The sequence below is a fragment of the Saprospiraceae bacterium genome, from assembly GCA_026129545.1.
GTDB lineage: Bacteria > Bacteroidota > Bacteroidia > Chitinophagales > Saprospiraceae > M3007.
In genome coordinates this window covers 37,672-58,819 of the sequence record JAHCHX010000004.1, presented here as the reverse complement: position 1 = coordinate 58,819, position 21,148 = coordinate 37,672, and the positions used below count along the sequence as shown (strand labels likewise).

Below are 21,148 nucleotides of genomic sequence, written 5' to 3'. Positions count from 1 at the left end.
TGCCGAAACTAAACACTACTTGGCGCACTGCGCCATTGTCGCGTATCCGTAAAATAAAAACAGAGGCTAAAATTTGGTTGGGAGGCAGGGCGGCTTCTCCATTCGCCGAGCGGGGTCGGCATTTCTAAAACAATATCGGAGAAGTGTTGAGTAAGCGGCATTGGATGCTCGAACGCGCTTTTAATGGGGCAAAATTAAGCAAAATTTACAGAAAATTAAATTTCGTTTCTGCTTTTGGGAAAATTAACATTGATTCGAATCGGAAGTTACAAACAATAAAAGGGGCATTTCGCAAAATATGATTCGGGCAAGGCAAGAAAATTTTGATGCTTATACCGAAGCAGTCTCCCATATCTTTTTTTCCCACAAAAAAAGCCCCCCTCCAACTTTAGGAGAGAGGCCATCCCAAAAACCGATTTTAAAGTATGTGTCTTTGAAAATCGCTTCCCGGACAATCCGTCAGGCGGTCGGCTCGTCCACCGCCTCATGCTTTTTTTCTATCAAGGCGAAGAGGCGGGGAGGCAATCGCTCGCCCCCCCACTTCTTGCCTCAGTCAGAGACTCACTTCGTCTGCACCATTTTCTTGGTTGCCGAGTCGGTGGAGGTCTCCAGTTTGTAGTACATCAGGCCGCTGGTGCCCAGCAGGGCGCGGTCGACGGCGATGGCGTTGTGACCCTTGGCGAACGAGCCTTTCTGCACGAACAGCAGGCGGCCGCTCTCGTCGAACACCGTCAGCGTGGCATCCGCCGCCTCTGGCAGGTGGAAGCCGATGACCGTCTTGTTCACGAACGGGTTGGGCTGGTTCTGGTACAGCTCGAAGCCGACACCCGCGATGGTCGCGCCGCCCGCGCCGTTGAAGCGCAGCGCCACCTCCATGCGGTCGCTCGACAGCGAGTAGGCCTCCGCCCGCGTGATGCGGCTCGAAACGCCCAGCATCTCGCTCAAGCGGCCGGCCTTCACGGCGCGGAACGTCACCGAGAACTCGGCCGCGTCGCCGTCAACAGAAGTGGTCAGCGCGTCGGCGAACACGCCGAAGTTCGACGCCCGCACCTTCTCGCCCTCCTCGATGGAGGCGACCTCGAGGCCCGACAGGTTCAGCGTGAACTGCCAGCCCTGCACGCGCTCGGCGGCGCGGAACGTCACCGTCGCCAACTCGCCCGCGCGCAACTCGCGGTCGTCCACGTCGAACAGCAGCGTGCCGGCCGTGCGGTCGTCGCCTGACAGCAGCGAGCTCGGTATCGCCGTGCCGTTCACGTCGCCAACCTTCACCGCCACGAAGTCCTCGTTCAACTGGTCAACCGCGGAGCCGCTCACCGTCTTGATTTCGGGGAACTGCGTCTGGAACGGGTTGGCCTGGTTGGGGAACGCGAACGACTTGTCCACGAAGCGCCAAGAGGTGTTGTTCGGAAGCTCGGTGTAGATGCCGAGGATGAGCTTGCGCAGCTCCACGATGTCGAACGTCGTGATGGAGTTCGACTTGTTCGCGTCCGCCGCTATCATCTTGTACGGGCTGTTCAACGGCTCGAGGCCCAGGATGTGCTTCGAGATGAGCACCAGGTCGAACGTCGAGACCCCGTTGAGCGGGTTGTCGTCCTTCGTCGGCGTCACCGTGTACGGCGCGTTCTGCGCCACCAGGCCGTTGAACTGGTACTTGCCGTCGGCGTCCGTCATCGCGAAGTGGCTCATCGCGCCGCTCTGCAGGTTCACGTTCGCGTCCTCGAGGCCTTGCGCGTCCTCGGTCTTCAGCGCGCCGGCCACGTTGATGTTGTTGTTGCCGCAGTTGCCCGCGTTGTCCTGCACGTCAAGGTACGTCAGGCAGAAGTCGGCGTTGCCCGCCAAATCCTGCACCCACAGTTCCACCGGCTGCTGGCCCAGCTCCGCGCAGGTGAACGTCACCGACGTGATGGGGTTGCCCTGCGCGTCGACCGGGAAGCCCGTGCCCTGGCCAGCCTTGCGGATGCCGTACTTCAACAGGTTCGACGGCGTGCAGTTGTCCTCGCCGTACTGCAAAAAGTCGGATGCCCACAGCGTTATCATCTTCGTCGGCATGATGTTCACCGACAGGCCGTGCAGGCACACCACCGTCGGGGCCTTGCAGTCCTTCACCACGAAGTGGTACTCGCAAGTCTCCTCGTTGCCGCAGCCGTCGGAGATGGTCCACTTGATTTTGTGCGTCCCGTAGGGCAGTTGCGGAACCACGCCGGACGTGCCGTTCGGGTTGGCCGGCGTCGGCAGCTGCGCCTGTGTCTTCCACTGCACCGCAGCCGTGCGGGACGTGCCGCTCGTCGTGTAGTGCACCGCCCAGCGGTACACCTGCGCGGCCGGAACCGGGCGACCGTCGAACACCCGCGGCGTGCCGCCAGAGTAGTTCGGCGTGCCGAGGTTGTTGTAGTTCACCGTGCCGGGAGCCGGCGGGTTGTTGCTCGACACCACCGTCTCCATCGAGCCGTCGCCGTCCAAGTCGAGGAACAGCAGGTAGGTGATGTTCACGTTCGCGCCGGAGCAGGCGTCCGTCGCCGTGATGCTCAGCGGGGCGTCGCCCTCGCAAAGGTCGTGCGACACGCCGTCCCACCAGTACGACTGGTTCCACAGCAGCGGGTCGTTCGCCGACAGGTCGCAGTACTCCACCGGGGAGGCCGGGCAGTCAACCGTCGGCTTCTGGTTGTCTATTATCTTGATGATTTGCTTGTACCGGTAGCAGTTCGCCGTCGCGGACCAGAACGTGCAGAAGTTCGTCGGCGCCTGGCCGGGGGCGATGGCCACGTTCGTCGGAGCCCACGGGGCGGGCGTGCCGCACGGCGACACCGTCGGGCCCGTCAGGTTCTGCGGTGAGTTCGCCGTCGCGTTCGGCTCCGGGTTCGGAACCGTCACGCAGTTGGCGTTCGGGTTGTAGGTGCACCAGTTGATGATGGTCCACGTCCGCTCTATCTTGAAGCAGGCGTCCGGAACCACCGTGAACACCTGATCCTCGAACGACACGCCCAGCAGCTCGCAGTCCTGGGCGCCGTTGAACGTCGGCGCGCCGTAGTTGCCCGTGCCGTCGCACACCGTCACGATGACGTCGTTGGGGAACCGTATCCAGTAGTCCTGCTCGTACGTCACCACGATGCGCTGCGTGCACTGCGTGGACTGGCCGTGGCAGTCGTACACGCGGAACGTCCGCGTGATGGTGCCCCGGTTGCACAGCGTGTCGAACAGCGCGTAGCTCGCCGAGTGCTCAAGGCCGCACTGGCCCTGGTACACCCGGTTCTCGTCGAGGCAGCAGTTGTCCTGCACCGTCGGCTTGCCGTACGCCCACAGGCTCGGGTCGAAGGCCTCGCACGAGACCGTCACGTTCGCCGGCGAGATGCACACGGGCTTGATTTTGTCCTGAACCAGCACGTCTATCATGCAGGTGTTGTGTATCGGAGTGCCGTCGGGGCCGATGGCGAAGTTGCCGAAGGCGTCCAACTGGTACACGCGCAGTATCACCGTCTGCGTCGTGCCTACCTCGCAGCAGTAGAACTTGATGGAGTCCTGTTCCGCCACCGCGCGCTCGAACTCGCTCGGGAAGTCCGGGAACTGGTCGTCGCACGGCAAAAAGCCGTTGATGGAGTTCAGCGAGTTGATGCAGTCAGAGTACGGCGCCATCCGCTGTATCGTGAACTTGATGTTGTTGCAGTTGTCGTACGAGCCTTGGTCGAACGTCGAGGCCTTCACCCACGTCACGCCGCCAAACTCGCAGTCGCCCAGGGCGGGCGGCACGCCCAGGAAGCCCCCGGGGCCGTAGCAGTCGTACGGGTCGTCAACACCGATGCTCACCACCGTGAACTCGGTGCAGGCCGCCACCGGCGGAACGTAGTCGCGAACCGTCAGGCGGAACGAGCACGTCGAGGTGTTGCCGCAGTCGTCCTCGGCCTGGTAGATGACCGTGTGCGTGCCGGCGGGCAGGCACGGCGTCAGGCCAAAGGCGCCCAACGTGTCGAGGTCCCACAGGTTGTTGCCCGGGAAGTTGGTCAGCTGGCCGCCGATGGGGAACATCCCGATGGTGTCCAGCGTGAACGGGTCTATGCCGATTATCATCCCGCCGATGTTGTTGATGCGCGAGCAGTTGTCGCGGATAATCACGTCGGGAAGGTTCACGATGGCGCAGCACGAGAACGGGTCGGTCGAGACCGTCAGGTCGGCTGGGCACGAGATGGCGGGGCCGGTCTTGTCGAGTACCTTGATGATTTGGCTGTGCTCCACAGATTGGCCAGCGCACCAGTCAATAACAATCCATTTGCGCAGGATTTTGTAGGTGCCGTCGCAGATGTCAATGCGCGTGTCGGTGTAGGTCCAGTTGATGGTGCAGCCATCGGGTTGACCAAACACGAGCGGGAATCCTTGCAGACCCAAGCCTTGGATATACTGCGGCGTGGGGTTGCCAGCGGTGCACGGAAGTGCAGGCTCGTCAACGTCGTCGTAGTCAGGTGGGAATTCCACGTCGCCGAGCTTCGGACGCAGCACGTTGATTTTCTGGATGCAAGTACGGGTATTACCGGCAGCATCCACAGCCGTCCACTTGCGATTGATGATTTTCGTCAAGCCAGAAGCGCAGTCTTGTGCCACTTCGCTATCAATGTAGCTCAGCGTCACGTTGGAGCAGTTCTCCATGACGGGGCTACCAGCGCCTGCGTTCACAACCCAAGTATTGCCAACTTTGGTTACTTGGTTTTGAGTCAAGGCATTAGGCAGCGGCACACAAGCAGGAATTTTCGAGCTGTAGGTGAAGTCAATACGTGGTCTCACCTGTTCGCCCGGGAACGCAACGCCACCAAACAGACCATTCACCCAGTTGCCCGGGTTGTTAATCAGCAGTTTGCCGTCGTCGGTATCAGCAGCGCCAAGCTCAGCTACTACACGAACCAGCGTGTTGGCACCATTGTTAACAACAATGTAGAAACCAGCTGTTTGGCCACCGGGTATGCTAAATGAATTCGTAAACGGAATATCATACAACAAAACAGTGGGGAAACCAGCAGTGATGTTGACGTTCACTTCGCCCACAAGTGTCCATGCAGCAGCATTGGCATCAAAGCCGACGTAAGTGCCAACTTTCATGTATGCCCTGAGGTTGTAAACACCAGCAGCAGCACCAGCGAGAGAAGCCTGTGCTTTTATTGCTTTGACTTCAATAAGAGAGCCAGTAAGGTTTTGCACGTTGCCCATGTAACCCGTCCAATAGTTGGTGAACGCGGCATTTTGCGACAACACGACATTGCCACTCGAAATTTCCGGGCAGTTGTCAATTGGAGCAGGATTGGGCACAATGTTGCAAGGAATGCTTGCCTCTGGGCAATTAAGCACCGGAGCCAACTTGTCTTCGACGAGCAGGTTGCCCCAGCAGCTGTTGCCAGTTTCGGGGTCCACCACGCGCACGGCGTAGGTCTTGCCAATGTCCTGCGGACCCAATACGCCGGGCACCCACGGACCGTTGCCGAAAGGCGGCACTTTGTCCAACTGAACGATGTAGTCATCGTAGCAGCCATAGGGGCCGCCTTCGAGGATTTGGTCAGCACCGAGTGTCATGGTGCAAGACGCATCCAAAGACACGTTCACCCAGTCGTTGCACACCAAAGAAGTGATTGGGTTGGGGAACTCGTTCACAGTCACCGTGAAGCAGCAGGTAGCAGTATTGCCAGCCACGTCCGTAGCGGTGAAGCAGTTGGTCGTCGTACCAATCGGGAACTCGGCACCAGAAGGCAGACCAGCGTACTGAACACCGAAGCCGGGCACAGTAACCTGACCGTACAACACGGCAGCCATATCGTTGGTGGGGAAGCCAATCTGCGCAAACGTTTGCGGAGCATCAGGCGAAATGCCACAAGGAGTGGCACCGAGCCATGTCAACTGGCCACCGCCACCGCCTTGGTTGCCCACAGAGAACGGACCGCTGGAAATCACTTCCAACAGCACAGTGGAACCAGCCGGGATGGTCACAGAGATGGGAACGTTGAAGTTGCCACCACCAAGACCCGCTGGCAACGGCAGTGCCGCCGAGGTGCCCAACAGGGTACGGTTTGCGAGCGTCACGTTGTAGGGCAGAGCAGGGTTGTTCAGCGTCCACAGACGAACTTGGAAAGTGGAGTTTATCTGATACGCGCTGTTAACGCCGATGCGAGCAAAAGTCGTTTGGAACGGAGTCGCAAAGGCTCCCGGAGGCAGGTTGAGCACTTGGAAGTAGTGGTTCGGACCTATACCGCAAGAAAGCGAGGAGTTCACCAAGAGCGGTGCAGCCGTATCTATAGCCCAAGCAGCCTGATTGACCGTGAGCGGGCAGTTGTCGGTGAAAGGCACCGAATAGCTGTACGCAATCGAGCAGAAGCCCGGAGGCAGGTTGAGCGTGGTGTTCGCTGGGCAAGTGATAATCGGCGGGGTGTTGTCTATCACCGTCACCGTTTGGTTGGCAATAGCACTTACCACACCTGCCGCACTCGCCACCTGCCACTGAATGACATTGACACCTTTGGGCAAGGGGCCGAGGTTGATATTGGCAGGTATTGGCTGAGGCACCACGATAGGAGCGCCGCCGTTGACCGTGTAACGAATGACAAAGTTAGATTGGCATCCACCCGGGTTGAACGTCGGAGCGGGAGTGGTCACATTGACCGTGCAGCCAACAGCACCTGGGCCAGTGCTCACGGTAATGTTCGCCGGAGCGTTGACCGTACAGCCCGCCACCAACTCTTCCACGACAGCAGACCAGCCAGCGGCTGTGATGATGAAGTCGGAGAAGAAGCTGAAGGTCAGCTGACCCGTCAAGTTGGTAAGGGTAGCTTGCACCACGTTGCCCGGCTGGTTGGTTGGCGGAGTAGCGCCAGCAGTCGAGGCAATCAAAGGAGAACCCGTGGTGGGGCCGTCGTAAACGCTGAGGAAGTCGAAGCCTGCCTCAGTAGCGAAGGAAGTGAACGTAACGCGCACCTTGTTGGAAGCAACACTTGGAGCGAAGGTTACGGTAGAGTTAAAAATGTTGGTTGCATAGACACCAGCGGGACCGCCGTTGTCGTAGTAGTTGTAGAAGGTATTGCCACCTGCACCAATAGTGAAGGTGCCAAGGTTGCCCGCTACAGGATGAAGGACGTTTGCCTGAGCGAAAGCCTGCGTAACAAACAGACAGCTCATGAGCATCAGCCCTAAAAGTGTAGTTATTCTCTTTTCCATGAGACGATTGTTGTTTTAAAAAAAAGAAAAAAAACTTCGGTCACCAATAAACATCAGGGACTCAAAGCGTCAGCAAATTGATAGCGTTGTTTTTCATTTGCTGCCTCAATGCAGCGTCCACAGTAATGTCGTTGAACATATCCGAACCATCGGCGGGCGAAAAAGTGCCGGCATTGTTCGTCACGATGTCCAACGCGGTATTTACTGCCACAGACACATACGAGCCTTGGTTCACCTCCCGGCGAATCACTCTGTAGTAGAGGGCGTGCGCCAGTTTGTTGTTGTAGTTGGCCGAACCTGGCTGCAGGCTGGACAGTTGGTTGTAGAGGCTTGCGACCTCTTGCTCGAGAACCAAAACCGCTTGGTCAGAGCCCTTCCATGTGTACGGTGTAGCCCCCGACTGCGCTTGAGCGCTTACAGCCGTCAGCATCAGTACACCAAACAGGAAGAACCCGGCGACGAGCGACATCAGACCCCGTTTTACGAATGTTCTTTTCATGATGTGTGAAAATTTAAGTTAAAAAGATGTTTGATTGATGATTTCCATAGGCGTTGAGCAACAAAAACTCGCTGATTTTTAGTTGCTTAGAGTCTATGAATGCCTTTTTTGAAAACAAAAAAGCATTGATAGCGTGGCGTGACCAGCGCTATCAATGCTCGAAAAAATCACCGTATGGCGAAAACTGAGTACAGTTTTTTTTCATGAGATTAAAAAAGACGGAGTACCGTGTGAAGTATGAAAAGTCGGACTAAGTCAATTGCAAAGTGACAAACTCAACATCGCTCTGCCACCGGGAGAAATGTGCAAGAATGTCGTGAATCAAAGGCAAAAACCTTGCCAAGAATCGGATGTGGGAGAATGAAAAGAAGGTGAGAAATAACCGACTTGCGGGTCTTGTTATCCGTGCCGGGCGTGAGAAATGCCAAGACACAACCTACCTTTCATGAGACTTACGCGATTAAAAAAAAGCCCTTCTACCCCAATGGGCACAAAAGAGGCCACAAATATATTTTCAGTTTTGGAATAAGTACACCCTCTGTGTGAATTTTTTTTTCGCCGAAGCGCCCTCTACTTATTTAAGGGTATCACCCAATCCAACTTTTTGAAGGGGCTATAAGTCACGGATGCCAAGTCCACATCAGGGTTGACAAACAGCTGCGCGTGCCGGCCATTGTAGCGCACCATGATGCGGGCTTTCACGATTGCATTCGGCACGCCTCTTTCCGCCGCTACCTCTTTCATCGCTCGCGCAAATGCGGCGACGGAACGCACATCGAGGGTCATGTTCAGCACCTGCATCTGATTGACAAACGTGAGCACTTCCACTGGCATCACTTGGCCTGTGGTCGGATGGTGTATGGTCACCTCGAATGCCTCCAACGCACGGGTATCCACTTTCATGCGCCATGCAAAATTCTTCCCGATACCTGTCCAGTCCATGTTGTTGGGAAGAAAAAAACCTCTAAAAGGGAAAAGCAATTGAAAGGCAAAATACACAGCGAGGGCATACGCTACCCAGCGGGGCGTTGATAGTGGATTTTCGGCCGGCAATATGGAGGCGGTAGTCTGGGGGTCTTTTTGTTTGGTCTTTTTGGAGGCTGGTGCTTGCGCGGGCGTTTTCACCAACCGACGTAGCCATGGGATTTCTCTTGTTTCAAAAAATAAAATCAGCGAGGCCAGCATGACGTAAGGAAAGATGCCAATATCACTAAATATGCGGCTATTGGCCAGATGGAACCCGACAAAAGGCAACAAGGCCCAACGTCGCACTTGTTTATGCCAAAGCAGCAGCGGGGCCAACAGGTCGAGCAGCAGGCCGCCATAGGTCAGCGCGTGTATCGCAAATTCCGATTTGACAAAAGGTGCCATCAAATGGCTTGACGGCATGGTCTCGGCCATGGAGCGGATCGGCTCTTGCCGGAAAAGCCAATCGCTTTTGAGTTTGGTAATGCCTCCGTAAAAATAGACGATGATGATTTGTGCCTGAAAGATGAACTGCTGCCAACGCGCCACGACGGGCATCCCGGACGAATAGGCATTTTTGCGCCACGACATAAAACGGTCAGCCTGCGTGAAACTCAGCAAAATGCCCAGCAGGATGAAAAGGTAGATGTGGTTGTTGTAATAGCTTTTTTCCTGAAAGAAAATGAACGACAAACTCAACGCGAACAACCAACAAGCCCAGCGAAAAAACCAGCCCGCCGCTATCAGCAACCCGGACACGCCCATCACGCCCAATGCCACTAACATGACTGGTTTGGAAATTGGATGCAGCCAACCCAAACCATCGTACTTGAACAGCACCTTGGGAGCCAACAATCCTTGGTCTATCAGACCCATCCGGTAATAGACGTACGCCTCGTAGGCCATGAACAAACCAAACACCAATCGGAACAGGCCCAGCACCCGCCCGTCAATTGGTTCGGCAAGCCATTGTTTAAACTTCTGAATTATCCCCATGATGAAAATACCTTTGCGGTGTCTTGCGTACTATCAGTCGCTTTTCGTCGCCCCTCACTGGGCTTAGGTAAATCAAATGATTGTGAGGAGCGAAAAGTTGGCGGAATCGCAGTGGCAGACGTTTTGTTCTAATTTTTCAGACATGGCAAAAGTAAGACCTTACCCTATCTCTCGGTTTGTAGTTTCTCTTTTTACTTTTTGGGTCAGTGCCTATATTATTATAGGTGTGTCTGGCTGCAAAGGTGATACGGCCTTAGCGCCTACACAAGTGGAAGAGCCTACGCTAACCGCCTCCAACCCTCTCTTGAAACTGCTGTCGCCCGAGGCGACTGGGATTGATTTTCAGAATAAAATCATCGAGACCTACGAAAACAACATCACGACCAACATCAACATGTACAACGGGGGGGGGCTGGCCGTAGGCGATTTCAACAATGACGGCTTGCCCGATATCTACTTTGTTGCTTGCAACGGAAAAAACAGCCTCTACCTCAACGAGGGGAAACTCAAATTCCGCGACATCACCGATGCCGCGGGCGTGACATCCGAAGAGGGTTTTGAAACTGCCGTCACCGTGGCCGACGTGAATGCCGATGGCTGGCTCGATATTTATGTGTGCCGAGGCGGGGTGGAAAACAACGAGCAGCGCCGCAACAAGCTCTATATCAACAACGGCACCTCTCCTTCCCCAAACGGACAGGGGCAAATCGTGACCTTCACCGAACGCGCCAAGGAATTCGGACTCGATGACCAAAGCGCCTCCACCGGTGCCAATTTTTTTGACTTCGACAACGACGGCGACCTCGACTGCTACATACTCAACTATCCTACCGAGCAGGTACATTCCAACAAACTGGAAGCAAACCTCGGACCCGATGGCAAAACCTACATCCCCCTGCTCGAACCTAAAGCCCCGCTCGACACCGACCGTTTTTACAGAAATGACGGAGGCAAGTTCACCGACATCAGCAAACAGGCGGGCGTGTGGAATCTGGCTTATGGACTGAGTGTGTCGGTGAGCGACATCAACCGCGACGGCTTCGTGGACATATTGGTGGGCAACGATTTCGTGCAACCCGACTTGCTCTACATCAACAACCGCAACGGGACGTTCACCAACAAATTAGCCGACTACTTCCAACATTGCTCACAACACACGATGGGCACGGACCTGACGGATTTTGACAACGACGGCCGCGTGGATTTGTACGCGGTGGATATGTTGGCCGCCAACAACGCCCGCCGCAAGTCTTTCCTTGCCACCAACTCGCTCAGCAAGCACACCGCTATCGTGCAGCACGGATACTTCGAGCCAGTGGTGCGCAACGTGCTCCAGCGCAACAACGGCAACGGCACGTTCAGCGATGTGGCCTGCCTCGCCGGTGTTTTTCAAACGGACTGGTCGTGGAGCGGGCTGCTGTTCGACATGGACAACGACGGCCTGCGCGACCTCCACGTCACCAATGGCTACCGACGTGAAGTGACCAGCCGCGACTTCGCAGATTTTACTTTTCCAGAAATAAAAAAAGAACACAGCGGCAAACGCCTCCGCGACATCTACCCCAACTTCGACGACTTTCTGAAACTCGTGCCTACCTTCAAAGTCCGCAACTTCTGTTTTCAGAACAAGGGCGACTGGACGTTCAACGACGTGAGCGGCCAATGGATGACCGTGCCCGCCGCATGGTCGGGCGGCGCCGCATGGGCAGACCTCGATGGCGACGGCGACCTCGAACTGGTGGTGAACAACTTGGAGCAGCCCGCCTTCGTCTATGAAAACCTTAGCAGCGGTCAGCCCAACTCCAACTACCTGCAAATCAAATTGCAAGGCAATGCCCCCAACCTGTTTGCCGTGGGCGCTTCCGCCATCATTCACTACAACAACGGGCAAATTCAGTATCTCGAAAACTTCCCCACGCGCGGCATTTTTTCCTCCGTCGAACATTTGCTCCACTTCGGGCTTGGCAACACCGCCCAAGTGGACAAACTCGTGGTGCGCTGGCCCGACGGGAAGACCCAAACCCTCACCAACGTGTCGGCCAATCAGCGGCTGCTGCTGAAGCAGACCGACGCGACCGGCTACGTCGCTCACATCGGCCCCGACAAACCCAGCACCACTTTGTTTTCGGAAAAAAACAACACGGCAGGCATCAAATTCGCCCACACGGAAAACGAGTTCAACGACTTCGAGGCATGGCCGCTCAACCCGTGGAAAATCACCGAGCTCGGCCCGCTCATGGCAGTGGGCGATGTGAACGGCGACGGCCTCGACGATTTTTACATCGGCAACGCCTTCGACCAGCCGGGAGGCTTGTTTGTGCAAATGCCAAATGGCTCCTTCCGACCCACATCTGCCGCCACTTGGGAGGCTGACAAAATCTACGAAGACCACGGCGCGGTGTTTTTCGATGCCGATGGCGATGGCGACCTCGATTTGTTTGTGGTGAGCGGCGGCGCGGAGGCCACCTCGCCGCTGGCCTGGCAAAACCGCCTCTATATCAACACGGACGGCAAGGGCAATTTTGCCAGCGCGCAAGGCGCCGTGCCTCAAAGCCAAGATGTGGCGCTCCGTGTGGCCGCGCACGATTACGACGGCGACGGCGACCTCGACCTGTTCATCGGCGGGCGCGCCACCCCTGCCAAGTGGCCGCTCATTCCGCGAAGCGTCGTGCTGCGCAACGATGGCAACCGATTCACCGATGTCACCGCAGCGGTGGCGCCGGAGTTTGAGCGCTGCGGCATGGTGACCGACCTCGTGTGGGCAAACGTGGACAACGACCCACAACTCGAGCTCATCGTGGTGGGCGAATGGATGCCTGTCACCATTTTCAAACTGAGAAACAACAAGTTGGAGAATGTCACTGCTCAATGGGGACTTGAAAAATCAAACGGGCTGTGGTGGCGGCTTGCGGTGGCTGACGTGGACGGCGACGGCGACCTTGACCTCGTGACGGGCAATTTGGGGCTGAACACTCGCCTCACCGCCACCGCCGATGCCCCGCTGCGCTGCTTCGCCAAAGACTTCGACAACAACGGCACCCTCGACCCCATCGTGGCCTATCACGAGGATGGAAAACTATACCCACTCATGCAAAAAGAGGTGCTCAACAAGCAGATGCCACCGCTGAAAAAGAGATTCCTCTACGCCAAAGACTACTCCGTGGCCACTATGGACAAGGTGTGGCCACAAAAAGACTTGGATGCCGCCCTCAATCTTTATTGCTACACTTTGGAAACTTGCTGGTGGGAAAATCAGGGCGGCAAATTCGTGCGCCGAAGCCTGCCCATACAGGCACAAGTATCTGTCGTGCAAGGCATTGCAGTGGGCGATTTCAATGGCGACGGCAAAACCGACCTGCTGCTGGCTGGCAACAAATACGGCCTTGAAGTGGAAACCAACCGATGCGACGCCGGAAACGGCACGCTTTTGTTGGGCGACGGGAAAGGGAACTTCTCTTGGGCCAACAACCTGAACACCGGTTTTTGGGCCATGAAGGAGGCCCGCGACTTAGCCGTGCTGCGCGGCGCGGGTGGCAAACGAATTTTCATCGTGAGCAACAACAACAGCGGGGTGCAGGTATGGAGCGAGTAGTTTGGAGGGGTTGAGCGTCGAGATGTTTTCTTTTTACGCGGCACGAACCGCATTTTTCAGAGCATAAATTTCTGAAAATCAAAACCTTGTGCCCTGCGCCACACTACTGGACATTATTTTTGTGCCGCAAGACACAAAGGCACAAAATGCGGCAAATCAATGAGCATTTTGCGTTGCGTCTTTGTGACTTCGTGGCAAATTTGAAAATGCCCAGTGGCGTGTTCCTTCGCGCCTCCATTTTTTGCTCGCAAAAGGTGACCTGCCTTTTTGAACAGTCTCACGCTCAACCCCTCCACGCTCTCAACATCCTCAAAACTTCAATTTCAGCAAATTCTGACGCGCCCGCTTCACGCCCTCCAAAGGCGTGGTCACATAGTTTTCCAACTCAACGATGTAGTATTTCAAGCCCGCTTTTTGGCTCTGTTTGAAAATGGCGGTGAAATCAATGGAACCATCGCCCACCTCGATGCTCTCGCGTTTTTCGGTCTTTGCCATATCCTTGGCGTGGCAAAGTTCCCAGCGTCCGGGATATAGATTTATCCAATCGAGCGGGTTGTGGTGGGCGAACGCTACCCAGTAAATATCCATTTCCATAGCCATCAGTTTGGGGTCCACCTCGTGAAGCAACCACTCGACGATGAGGCGATTGTCGGGGCCTCGCTTGGTGAACTCAAAATCGTGATTGTGGTAGCCAAAACGCAACCCCGCCTTCTTGGCATATTCGCCGGCAGCGGCAAACACCTTCACCATGTCCGCGACGGCAGCGCGGTCTTCATCAATCATGTAAGGGCAGACGACGTATTTCTGCCCGATGGCGGCCGCGTCGTCAATGGCTTTTTTGGCCGAGTCGGTGAGCGATTTCGATGCCGCGTCGAAAGATTTGGAGGTAAACATGACGTGGCTCGAAGGCATGGAGATACCGTTGTCCTTCAATAGTTTGGAAAAATCAGCGATTGGCATGCCGAACATCTTGCCATCCGAATAGCCGAAGCCCTCCACCTCGCGGTAGCCCATGTTGGCCAATGCCTTCACCGTGCCGGGCGTATCCTTGCCCATGTCCTCGCGGATGCTCCACAGCTGCACGCCCAAATGTTGTATCGGCGGAAAAGACAGGGCGTTGAGCAGATGCTGCGGTGCCAAGACCGTTCCGGCGGCGGCAAGAGAGGTATTTTTAAGGAATTGGCGACGAGAAAAGTTGTGATTCATTGTTTGAAAATTTTTTTGGCAAATAAAGCAAAGTTCCACCGAACATTTGCCAAAGTATATTTTTTCAAAAATTTTCCCACAATGTCATTTGGAAAGGAAGAAGGCAATGTGTGTATTTTACCCGCAAATTTGACCCTCGACCGCTGATAAGCACAATGTGTTAATCCCGATGCTCTCCGAGACAATTTGAAACGCGCTCTTGGAGAATCCTGCTTTTGCGTGATTCTTCCATTAGCACATTAAGAACTCTTCGTCAAAAGCAGCAAAATGATACAAGTCCTGCACATCTCCGCCGAATGTTACCCCGCCGCCAAAACAGGCGGCTTGGCCGACGTGGTCGGTTCTTTGCCCAAGTATTTTACCCAAGCGGGCATGCTTTCCGCAGCCATTATCCCCAAGTACGCCCTGAAATGGATACACAGCCGGGAATGGGTCACGGTGTATAGCGGCTCCGTCTGGGTCAATTGGCGAGAGCGGCGCTTCACCGTGCAGCAGGAAAAAGGCAACACGCTCGGGTTCCCCTTTTTCGTGGTGGACATTCCGGGACTGTACGACCGCCCCGGCATTTACAACGACCCTTCCGGCGCTCCTTACGGCGACGAGGTGGAACGCTACATCACCTTCCAGCAGACAGTGCTGGATTGGCTCATGTCGTTTCCGTGGCAAGAGCGCCCGCGCGTGCTGCATTGCCACGACCACCACACCGCGCTCATCCCTTGGATGGTGAAATACTGCCCCAATTACCAGCAGCTCGCGCCCATCCCGACCGTTTTCACGATACACAACGGGCAATATCAAGGTGCCTTTAGCTGGAACAATGGCGACTTGCTGCCCCCTTACGAAGCAGGCGCTCGCGGCATTTTGGACTGGAATGGCATCGTGAACCCAATGGCCGCCGCCATCAAAACGGCGTGGGCCGTCACCACCGTGTCGGAAAGTTATCTCTACGAGCTGCACAGCAGCAGCCTCGGGCTGGAGCAACTGTTCCGCGACGAGTGGCGCAAGCAGTGGGGCATCGTCAATGGCATTGATGCCCATGTGTGGGACCCCGCCACCGACCCGATGATACACCATCGCATGGAAAACGACAACATCGCCGCCTTCAAATCGAAAAACAAACGGGTGCTTTGCGAGTGGTTCGGATTCCCCGAAGATTTGCCCCTTATCAGCTTCATCGGGCGGCTTGTGGGCGAAAAAGGCGTGGATTTGCTGCCCGACACCTATCGGCGCTCCATCCACAGCGGGCTGCGGGCCTGCTATCTCGTGCTGGGCACGGGCGAGCCTTGGACGCAAAACCAATTCCGCGCCATGGCGCACCAGTATCCCGGTCGTTTCAATGCCGTGATTGACTACAACGAGGCGCTCTCTCATCAAATCTACGCCGGCTCGGATTTCCTCATCATGCCCTCTCGCGTGGAGCCTTGCGGCCTCAACCAGATGTACTCCATGCGCTATGGCACCATCCCCATCGTGCGCAGCGTGGGCGGCCTGAAGGACACAGTGCCGGACATCGGCGAGCCAGACGGCAAAGGACGCGGCATCCGCTTCGACCAATTCAGCGTGGAAGATGCCTCCCATGCCATTTATCGCGCCATTGCGATGTGGCACAACGAGCCGGGCATCGTCGCCTACTTGCGCCAAAAAATCATGTCGGTTGATTTTTCATGGGAAAAAACCATCGAAAAATATGTGTCGGTGTATCAGCGCATAGGTGCCGGCGTAGCTCCCGAATCGGTGCCGCCTTTGCCCCAAAAAGAAGAAGCGCCCGCAAAGCCAGCGGCCAAAGCGGCAAAACCTATTCCCGCAGAAGACCCGGCCAAACATGAGGCAAAGGCCAAGCCAACCACTCCCAAATCCGCCCCAACCCCAAAATCAGCCAAGCCTCCCAAACAGGCGGTGACAAACCACGAAGAGGGCATCGCCGCTCCCACAAAAACCACCCAAAAACCCGCGGCCAAAAAATCGCCTCCAAAGCCTCCCAAGAACAAAATGGAAAAGCCCCCAAAATCCGAAGAAAAACCACCCGCTGCCGCCAAAACAACGAGCAAGCCAGTAGTGAAGAAAAAGTAAGGGCAAGACATCATATTTACATTTTGCTACAAAATCACTAAGGCACAAAGATTTAACAATCAAATTCTTAGAGCCTTTGCGAATTTGCGGCTGCCTCAATAAAACTTCGCAAACGGAGTGTTCAACAAGGCTTTGACAACAAGTACGATTTGTAAACGAAACAGCAAACAACAAACCACCCACCATGATTAAAATGATTTGCCTCATCCTTGGCGGCGGCGCAGGAAGCCGCCTTTTCCCGCTGACCGAACAACGCTCCAAACCCGCCGTGCCGATAGGCGGCAAGTACCGCCTCATTGACATCCCGATTTCCAACTGCATCAATTCCGGCGTGAAAAGGATGTTCGTGCTCACGCAATACAACTCCGCGTCCCTCAACGCCCACATCAAAAACTCCTACAATTTCGATATTTTCACACGCGGCTTTGTGGATATTCTGGCTGCCGAACAGACACCAGGCAGCAAGGAGTGGTTTCAAGGCACCGCCGATGCCGTGCGCCAAAGCCGAAAACACTACGAGCGGCAAGACTTCGACTATGTGCTCATCCTCTCCGGCGACCAGCTCTACCAAATGGACTTTGAGGCAATGGCCAAACATCACATCGAAAAAGGTGCCGACATCACCATCGCCTGCTTGCCCGTGGATGCCCGCGATGCCACGGGGTTTGGCATTATGAAAGTGAACGAAAACGGGTACATCCCTCGCTTCATAGAAAAACCCAACACCGACGAGCTGCCCAACTGGGTCAGCGAGGTCGGCCCACTCAACAAAAAGCGTGGGCGCAACTACCTCGCCTCCATGGGCATCTACATCTTCAATCGGAAAGCCATCAGCGACTTGTTCGACCAACATCCCGAAGCAACGGACTTTGGCAAGGAAATCATCCCGGCAGCCATCCACGAAGGCCGCAAAGTCGCTGCCTATCAATACGAGGGGTATTGGACCGATATTGGTACCATCCGCTCCTTCTATGAGGCCAACATAGAGCTCACCGACCACATCCCGTCGTTCAACCTCTTCGACTCCAACCGCCAAGTCTATACGCGCGGCAGGATGTTGCCACCTGCCAAATTCTATGGCGGCACACAACTCAATCGGGCGCTCATCGCGGAAGGCTCCATCATCCATGCGCGACTGATTGAAGGCTCCATCATTGGCCTGCGCTCGCGTCTGGGCGAAAACACGGTCATCAAAGACACCATCGTGATGGGCAACGATAGCTACCAAACGCTGGAAGAGATAGCCCTCCACACCGACGAAATCCCAATGGGCATCGGGCACTACTGCCACATCGAGCACGCCATACTCGACAAGGATTGTCGCATCGGCAACAACGTGGTCATCAAAGGCGGCACGCATCTGCCCGATATGGAGACCGACGAGTTTTGTGTGCGCGATGGCGTGGTAGCGGTGAAAAAAGGCGCGGTGATACCCGAAGGGACGCGAATCATGTAGCGACGACCCTTTTCTTGGCTCAAAAATTCAACATCCTGTCGCCCATTCATTAGAGTAGTAACAAGACAAGGCGAGGAACATCAAATAGGCTTGTTGCGGTGGAGGGCTCTGGCGAATGGAAAGCCCTTTTTCCGACTGGCTTCGTTAAATTTTTCGCCGAATATGCCCGATTTCGACTGCAATATTTGCCTTGCCAATCGAAAAAATGACAGTCCCCTTCACCCAAAGCCCTCCACCGCAACAAGCCTATTTCCCCCGCCACCGATATTCGTATTTCCGCGGAAAAAGCCTTCGAGGACTTGGCGTGAGTCACCTTGTCAGAACTGAATCGTGTAAGAGTAAACTTCTTTTTTGTTTTCCGCGACCGTTTCGGCAAGCGTTTCGGCAGGTGTCAACGAATAGCTTACCTGAAGCGCGGCAGGGGGAGAGTCTGGGGCGGCAGGCTGCGCGACAGAGGCTGGCTTCTTAAATTGTATGCGCGCTTTTTTGTGAAAAAGCACCCTGACGCCCCGGTTCTTTGGCACGTCGAATTTCAGTAGGCGCACCACCCGACACGCTTCCTCGTCGCAACCATGCCCCACGCCTTGCAGCACCCTCGTCGCCACCACATTTCCCTTGTAGTCAATGTCGTAATCCACCAACACCATGCCTTCCACACCAGCCTCCAAGGCCGCCGCAGGGTAACGAAGCTGAGCGTAAATGAATTGGGTGAGCGCCTTCGGCCCGCCTTTGTATTCGGGTTGATGAATGAATAGCGGTTTCTTCTTGTCTTTTTCCATGCCTTTATGCTTTCAGTCTGTCCAGCGCGCGGCGTTGCTGCAAATACCGCTCCACGAGTTTGAGCATCAACACAGCCAGCATCAGGTAGGCTCCGTATTGAACGGCTACATTGCCCACCACCTGTTCCCATTGGAGCTCCGGCACTTTGGGCACTTCCAAGCCCGAGGGCAACGTCTTTGGCCCAGCCTGCATGCCCGCCACCACAAACGCCACGCAAATGAACAGCCCCAGCACCGTCGAGACGAGGTACACCACCCAGTCTTTTCCTTTTGCCGTGGCGACGTAAGCCGAGTGGGACTCGGTTGCCCATGCGGCCATCACCCGGTCGGAGAAGCCGGGCTTGGGCTTTTCCAAAGGCAGGGCGTGGAAAGCGCGTTTTTCGGCCAATACCGCCTCCAACCGTTCGCGCCATTCCGGGTGGTTGGTCAAAGCAGCCTCCACGCGGGCCTTTTCCTCCGCCGTCAGGAATCCATCGGCGTAGTCCCACAGAAGGTCGTCGGAGAGCATCAAATTATTTTCCATTGTTCGAGTTTTTTATCCCTTTCAAGACAGGGTTAGGCAATCTCGTGCGCAAATTTGTCTTCCAAAATCACTTTCAAACGTTGCCGAGCGCGGCAAAGTTTGGTTTTTGCATTGGTCATCGTGAGGCCCATCATATCGCAGATTTCGTCGAGGCTGTGTTCGTACATATAAAACAGCGTGATGATGCCCGCGTCGTCGGGCGACAAAAGGCCAATCGCCTTTTGAAGCGAGACGTTTCGGTCTTGGCGTTCCAAGGATGCCGACACATCGGGAGCGCCTTCGTCTTTCAGATGAACCGGGCGTTTTTCGTCGTCAAGCGATTGAACGTCAGGGTTTTGTTTTCTTAAAAAATTCAAAGAGGTCGAATAAACAATTTTGTAAAGCCACGTCGAGAACTTTGCATCGCCTCGAAAATCGGGCAGATAACGAAAGGCTCGCAGAAAACTATCTTGCGCCACTTCGTGCGCGTCCTCCCGATTTTTGACAAAACGCAATGCCAGCGTGAACGCATATTTCTCATAGCGTTTCACCAACATCGCAAATGCGCTTTGCTGCCCGGCCTGAGCCTGCTGAACTAGGGTTTCGTCTGATAGAGTCGCGGACATATCCTTCCCGGCGGCTTTCCCGCCTCGCTGCTTTCATGTTCTGTGTCGCTGCACGAGACAGCAGGGAGGCTGAAAAGGTTACATGGCCATATTGGAGATGTTAATTTGTCATCTTTAAGCTTCTTGATTTTCTTTTGCCAGTTCTGCCATCAGCCTCATGCGTAGATTTTTGTAAAAGACATAAACGATGCCCAAGCAGAAAACGGCGAGGAACAACCACATAACAAAAGTGGCAAAATCCGTCTCCTCTCTACACCAAAGGATGAAAGCTGAAGCTATAAATGCAATCATAGAAAGTACCAAAGAGGCTAGTGCAGCTAACGGTTCTCTATTGCTAGACACCCATTTCTCCCACTTCAACTCATCCTCACAGGCATTTACTTCAAGTTTTTCTCTTTTTCTTATGAACAAACCTATCCTTTTTACCTTGAAATCTTCCGACAGGATGTAAACATCAAAGGCCAATGCAACGAAAGGCGCGAGGTATACTTTTGTTGAGACGCAAAAAACTTAGCCGCTCGTATCCGCCCCACCCCCTCCCGCCTTTTGGCGGGTAGAGGGGGACTCGCTAAGTTTTTACGTTTAACTCAAAGTATTTACATAATCGCTCCGCTAAAAGTACGACATCTACCTGCTCCATAGGATGCTTGCAAGCTGTCAAAATTTCCAAACTCCCGCGAGGCAAAGCGGAAGCCACCGCACGGCTCTCCTCAAGTGTCACCATGTTGTCCAATTCGCCAAGGCCAATCGTGACCGGACAGCCGATGCGTGCAAATGCCTCCGCCGGAAGCCCCTGCCCTGCTCCCAAATCGCGGAGCATATCCGCCGTGCGGCGCAGCACCTCTTTCCAATCGGCAGGGGCATGACGAGCAGCCAACATTTGTGCGAAAGCGGGCACTTTTTCCGCTATTTTCTCGGCATTGAGCATCGCTGACTCGCGGGCAGCCGTTTCGGGCGTCCAATCGAATTTGGTGCCGAGCGTGAAAACACGGCGCACACGCTCGGGGTGTTGCCAAGCCAAATACAGCGCCACATAGCCGCCCATGCTGTAGCCGAAAAAATCCGCTCGCACTACCTTTTCTTTTTCCAAAAAACGCAAAACAAAGTCGGAAAAACGCGACATGGAAAAGGGTTCATCGGCTGAAGAGCCACCATGACCGGGAAAACTCAAGGCAAAAACTGGGCGCTCCGAACCCAAATGAGGGCGCAGCGCGTCGAACTGTGCGGCGCTGCCTATTGCGCCATGCAACAAAATGAGTGGCGTTTCCATCAAG

12 protein-coding genes are annotated in these 21,148 nt (G+C 55.1%); 3 read left to right on the top strand and 9 right to left on the bottom strand.

The window, feature by feature from the left end; genetic code table 11:
* Positions 1–561: 561 nt before the first annotated feature.
* From KIS77_20380 to KIS77_20370, 3 genes are all read right to left on the bottom strand, one after another.
* Positions 562–7,182, bottom strand: a complete 6,621-nt coding sequence (locus KIS77_20380) for an HYR domain-containing protein (protein MCW5924688.1) — start codon at positions 7,180–7,182, stop codon at positions 562–564.
* A gap of 61 nt (positions 7,183–7,243) precedes the next feature.
* Entirely contained in the window at positions 7,244–7,681 is a 438-nt protein-coding gene (locus KIS77_20375; protein ID MCW5924687.1) for a hypothetical protein, read from the bottom strand.
* Positions 7,682–8,251: 570 nt separating this feature from the next.
* Entirely contained in the window at positions 8,252–9,643 is a 1,392-nt protein-coding gene (locus tag KIS77_20370) for an HTTM domain-containing protein (GenBank protein ID MCW5924686.1), read from the bottom strand.
* Positions 9,644–9,785: 142 nt separating this feature from the next.
* Between KIS77_20370 and KIS77_20365 the strand changes: the two genes are divergently transcribed.
* A complete protein-coding gene (locus KIS77_20365) occupies positions 9,786–13,235 on the top strand; it encodes a VCBS repeat-containing protein (protein MCW5924685.1) in 3,450 nt (1,149 codons plus the stop codon).
* 309 nt (positions 13,236–13,544) lie between these two features.
* On the opposite strand, the gene KIS77_20360 is transcribed toward KIS77_20365, so the two are convergent.
* Complete coding sequence (locus KIS77_20360) at positions 13,545–14,441, bottom strand: sugar phosphate isomerase/epimerase (GenBank protein MCW5924684.1); 897 nt, start codon at positions 14,439–14,441, stop codon at positions 13,545–13,547.
* Between the two features lie 267 nt (positions 14,442–14,708).
* On the opposite strand from KIS77_20360, the gene KIS77_20355 reads away from it, so the two are divergent.
* Entirely contained in the window at positions 14,709–16,511 is a 1,803-nt protein-coding gene (locus KIS77_20355) for a glycogen synthase (GenBank protein ID MCW5924683.1), read from the top strand.
* A 184-nt stretch (positions 16,512–16,695) separates the two neighbouring features.
* Positions 16,696–17,967, top strand: a complete 1,272-nt coding sequence (locus tag KIS77_20350; protein ID MCW5924682.1) for a glucose-1-phosphate adenylyltransferase — start codon at positions 16,696–16,698, stop codon at positions 17,965–17,967.
* Positions 17,968–18,284: 317 nt separating this feature from the next.
* On the opposite strand, the gene KIS77_20345 is transcribed toward KIS77_20350, so the two are convergent.
* The 5 genes from KIS77_20345 to KIS77_20325 form a co-directional block, all read right to left on the bottom strand.
* The gene (locus KIS77_20345; GenBank protein ID MCW5924681.1) at positions 18,285–18,746 is read right to left on the bottom strand and encodes an energy transducer TonB; all 462 of its coding nucleotides are present in this window, start codon (positions 18,744–18,746) and stop codon (positions 18,285–18,287) included.
* A gap of 4 nt (positions 18,747–18,750) precedes the next feature.
* Positions 18,751–19,269 (bottom strand): hypothetical protein, encoded by a 519-nt coding sequence (locus tag KIS77_20340; GenBank protein MCW5924680.1) that lies wholly within the window; start codon positions 19,267–19,269, stop codon positions 18,751–18,753.
* 32 nt (positions 19,270–19,301) lie between these two features.
* Positions 19,302–19,874: a sigma-70 family RNA polymerase sigma factor gene (locus KIS77_20335; GenBank protein MCW5924679.1), complete on the bottom strand. Its 573-nt coding sequence runs from the start codon at positions 19,872–19,874 to the stop codon at positions 19,302–19,304.
* A gap of 114 nt (positions 19,875–19,988) precedes the next feature.
* Entirely contained in the window at positions 19,989–20,285 is a 297-nt protein-coding gene (locus KIS77_20330; GenBank protein ID MCW5924678.1) for a hypothetical protein, read from the bottom strand.
* A gap of 157 nt (positions 20,286–20,442) precedes the next feature.
* On the bottom strand, positions 20,443–21,144 hold the full coding sequence (locus KIS77_20325) for an alpha/beta fold hydrolase (GenBank protein MCW5924677.1): 702 nt from the start codon (positions 21,142–21,144) through the stop codon (positions 20,443–20,445).
* Positions 21,145–21,148: the final 4 nt, after the last annotated feature.

Excerpts from the sequence above, each read along its gene's own strand:
- KIS77_20380 (MCW5924688.1), bottom strand. The coding sequence starts at position 7,182 with ATGGAAAAGAGAATAACTACACTTTTAGGGCTGATGCTCATGAGCTGT.
- KIS77_20375 (MCW5924687.1), bottom strand. The coding sequence starts at position 7,681 with ATGAAAAGAACATTCGTAAAACGGGGTCTGATGTCGCTCGTCGCCGGG.
- KIS77_20370 (MCW5924686.1), bottom strand. The coding sequence starts at position 9,643 with ATGGGGATAATTCAGAAGTTTAAACAATGGCTTGCCGAACCAATTGAC.
- KIS77_20365 (MCW5924685.1), top strand. The coding sequence starts at position 9,786 with ATGGCAAAAGTAAGACCTTACCCTATCTCTCGGTTTGTAGTTTCTCTT.
- KIS77_20360 (MCW5924684.1), bottom strand. The coding sequence starts at position 14,441 with ATGAATCACAACTTTTCTCGTCGCCAATTCCTTAAAAATACCTCTCTT.
- KIS77_20355 (MCW5924683.1), top strand. The coding sequence starts at position 14,709 with ATGATACAAGTCCTGCACATCTCCGCCGAATGTTACCCCGCCGCCAAA.
- KIS77_20350 (MCW5924682.1), top strand. The coding sequence starts at position 16,696 with ATGATTAAAATGATTTGCCTCATCCTTGGCGGCGGCGCAGGAAGCCGC.
- KIS77_20345 (MCW5924681.1), bottom strand. The coding sequence starts at position 18,746 with ATGGAAAAAGACAAGAAGAAACCGCTATTCATTCATCAACCCGAATAC.
- KIS77_20340 (MCW5924680.1), bottom strand. The coding sequence starts at position 19,269 with ATGGAAAATAATTTGATGCTCTCCGACGACCTTCTGTGGGACTACGCC.
- KIS77_20335 (MCW5924679.1), bottom strand. The coding sequence starts at position 19,874 with ATGTCCGCGACTCTATCAGACGAAACCCTAGTTCAGCAGGCTCAGGCC.
- KIS77_20325 (MCW5924677.1), bottom strand. The coding sequence starts at position 21,144 with ATGGAAACGCCACTCATTTTGTTGCATGGCGCAATAGGCAGCGCCGCA.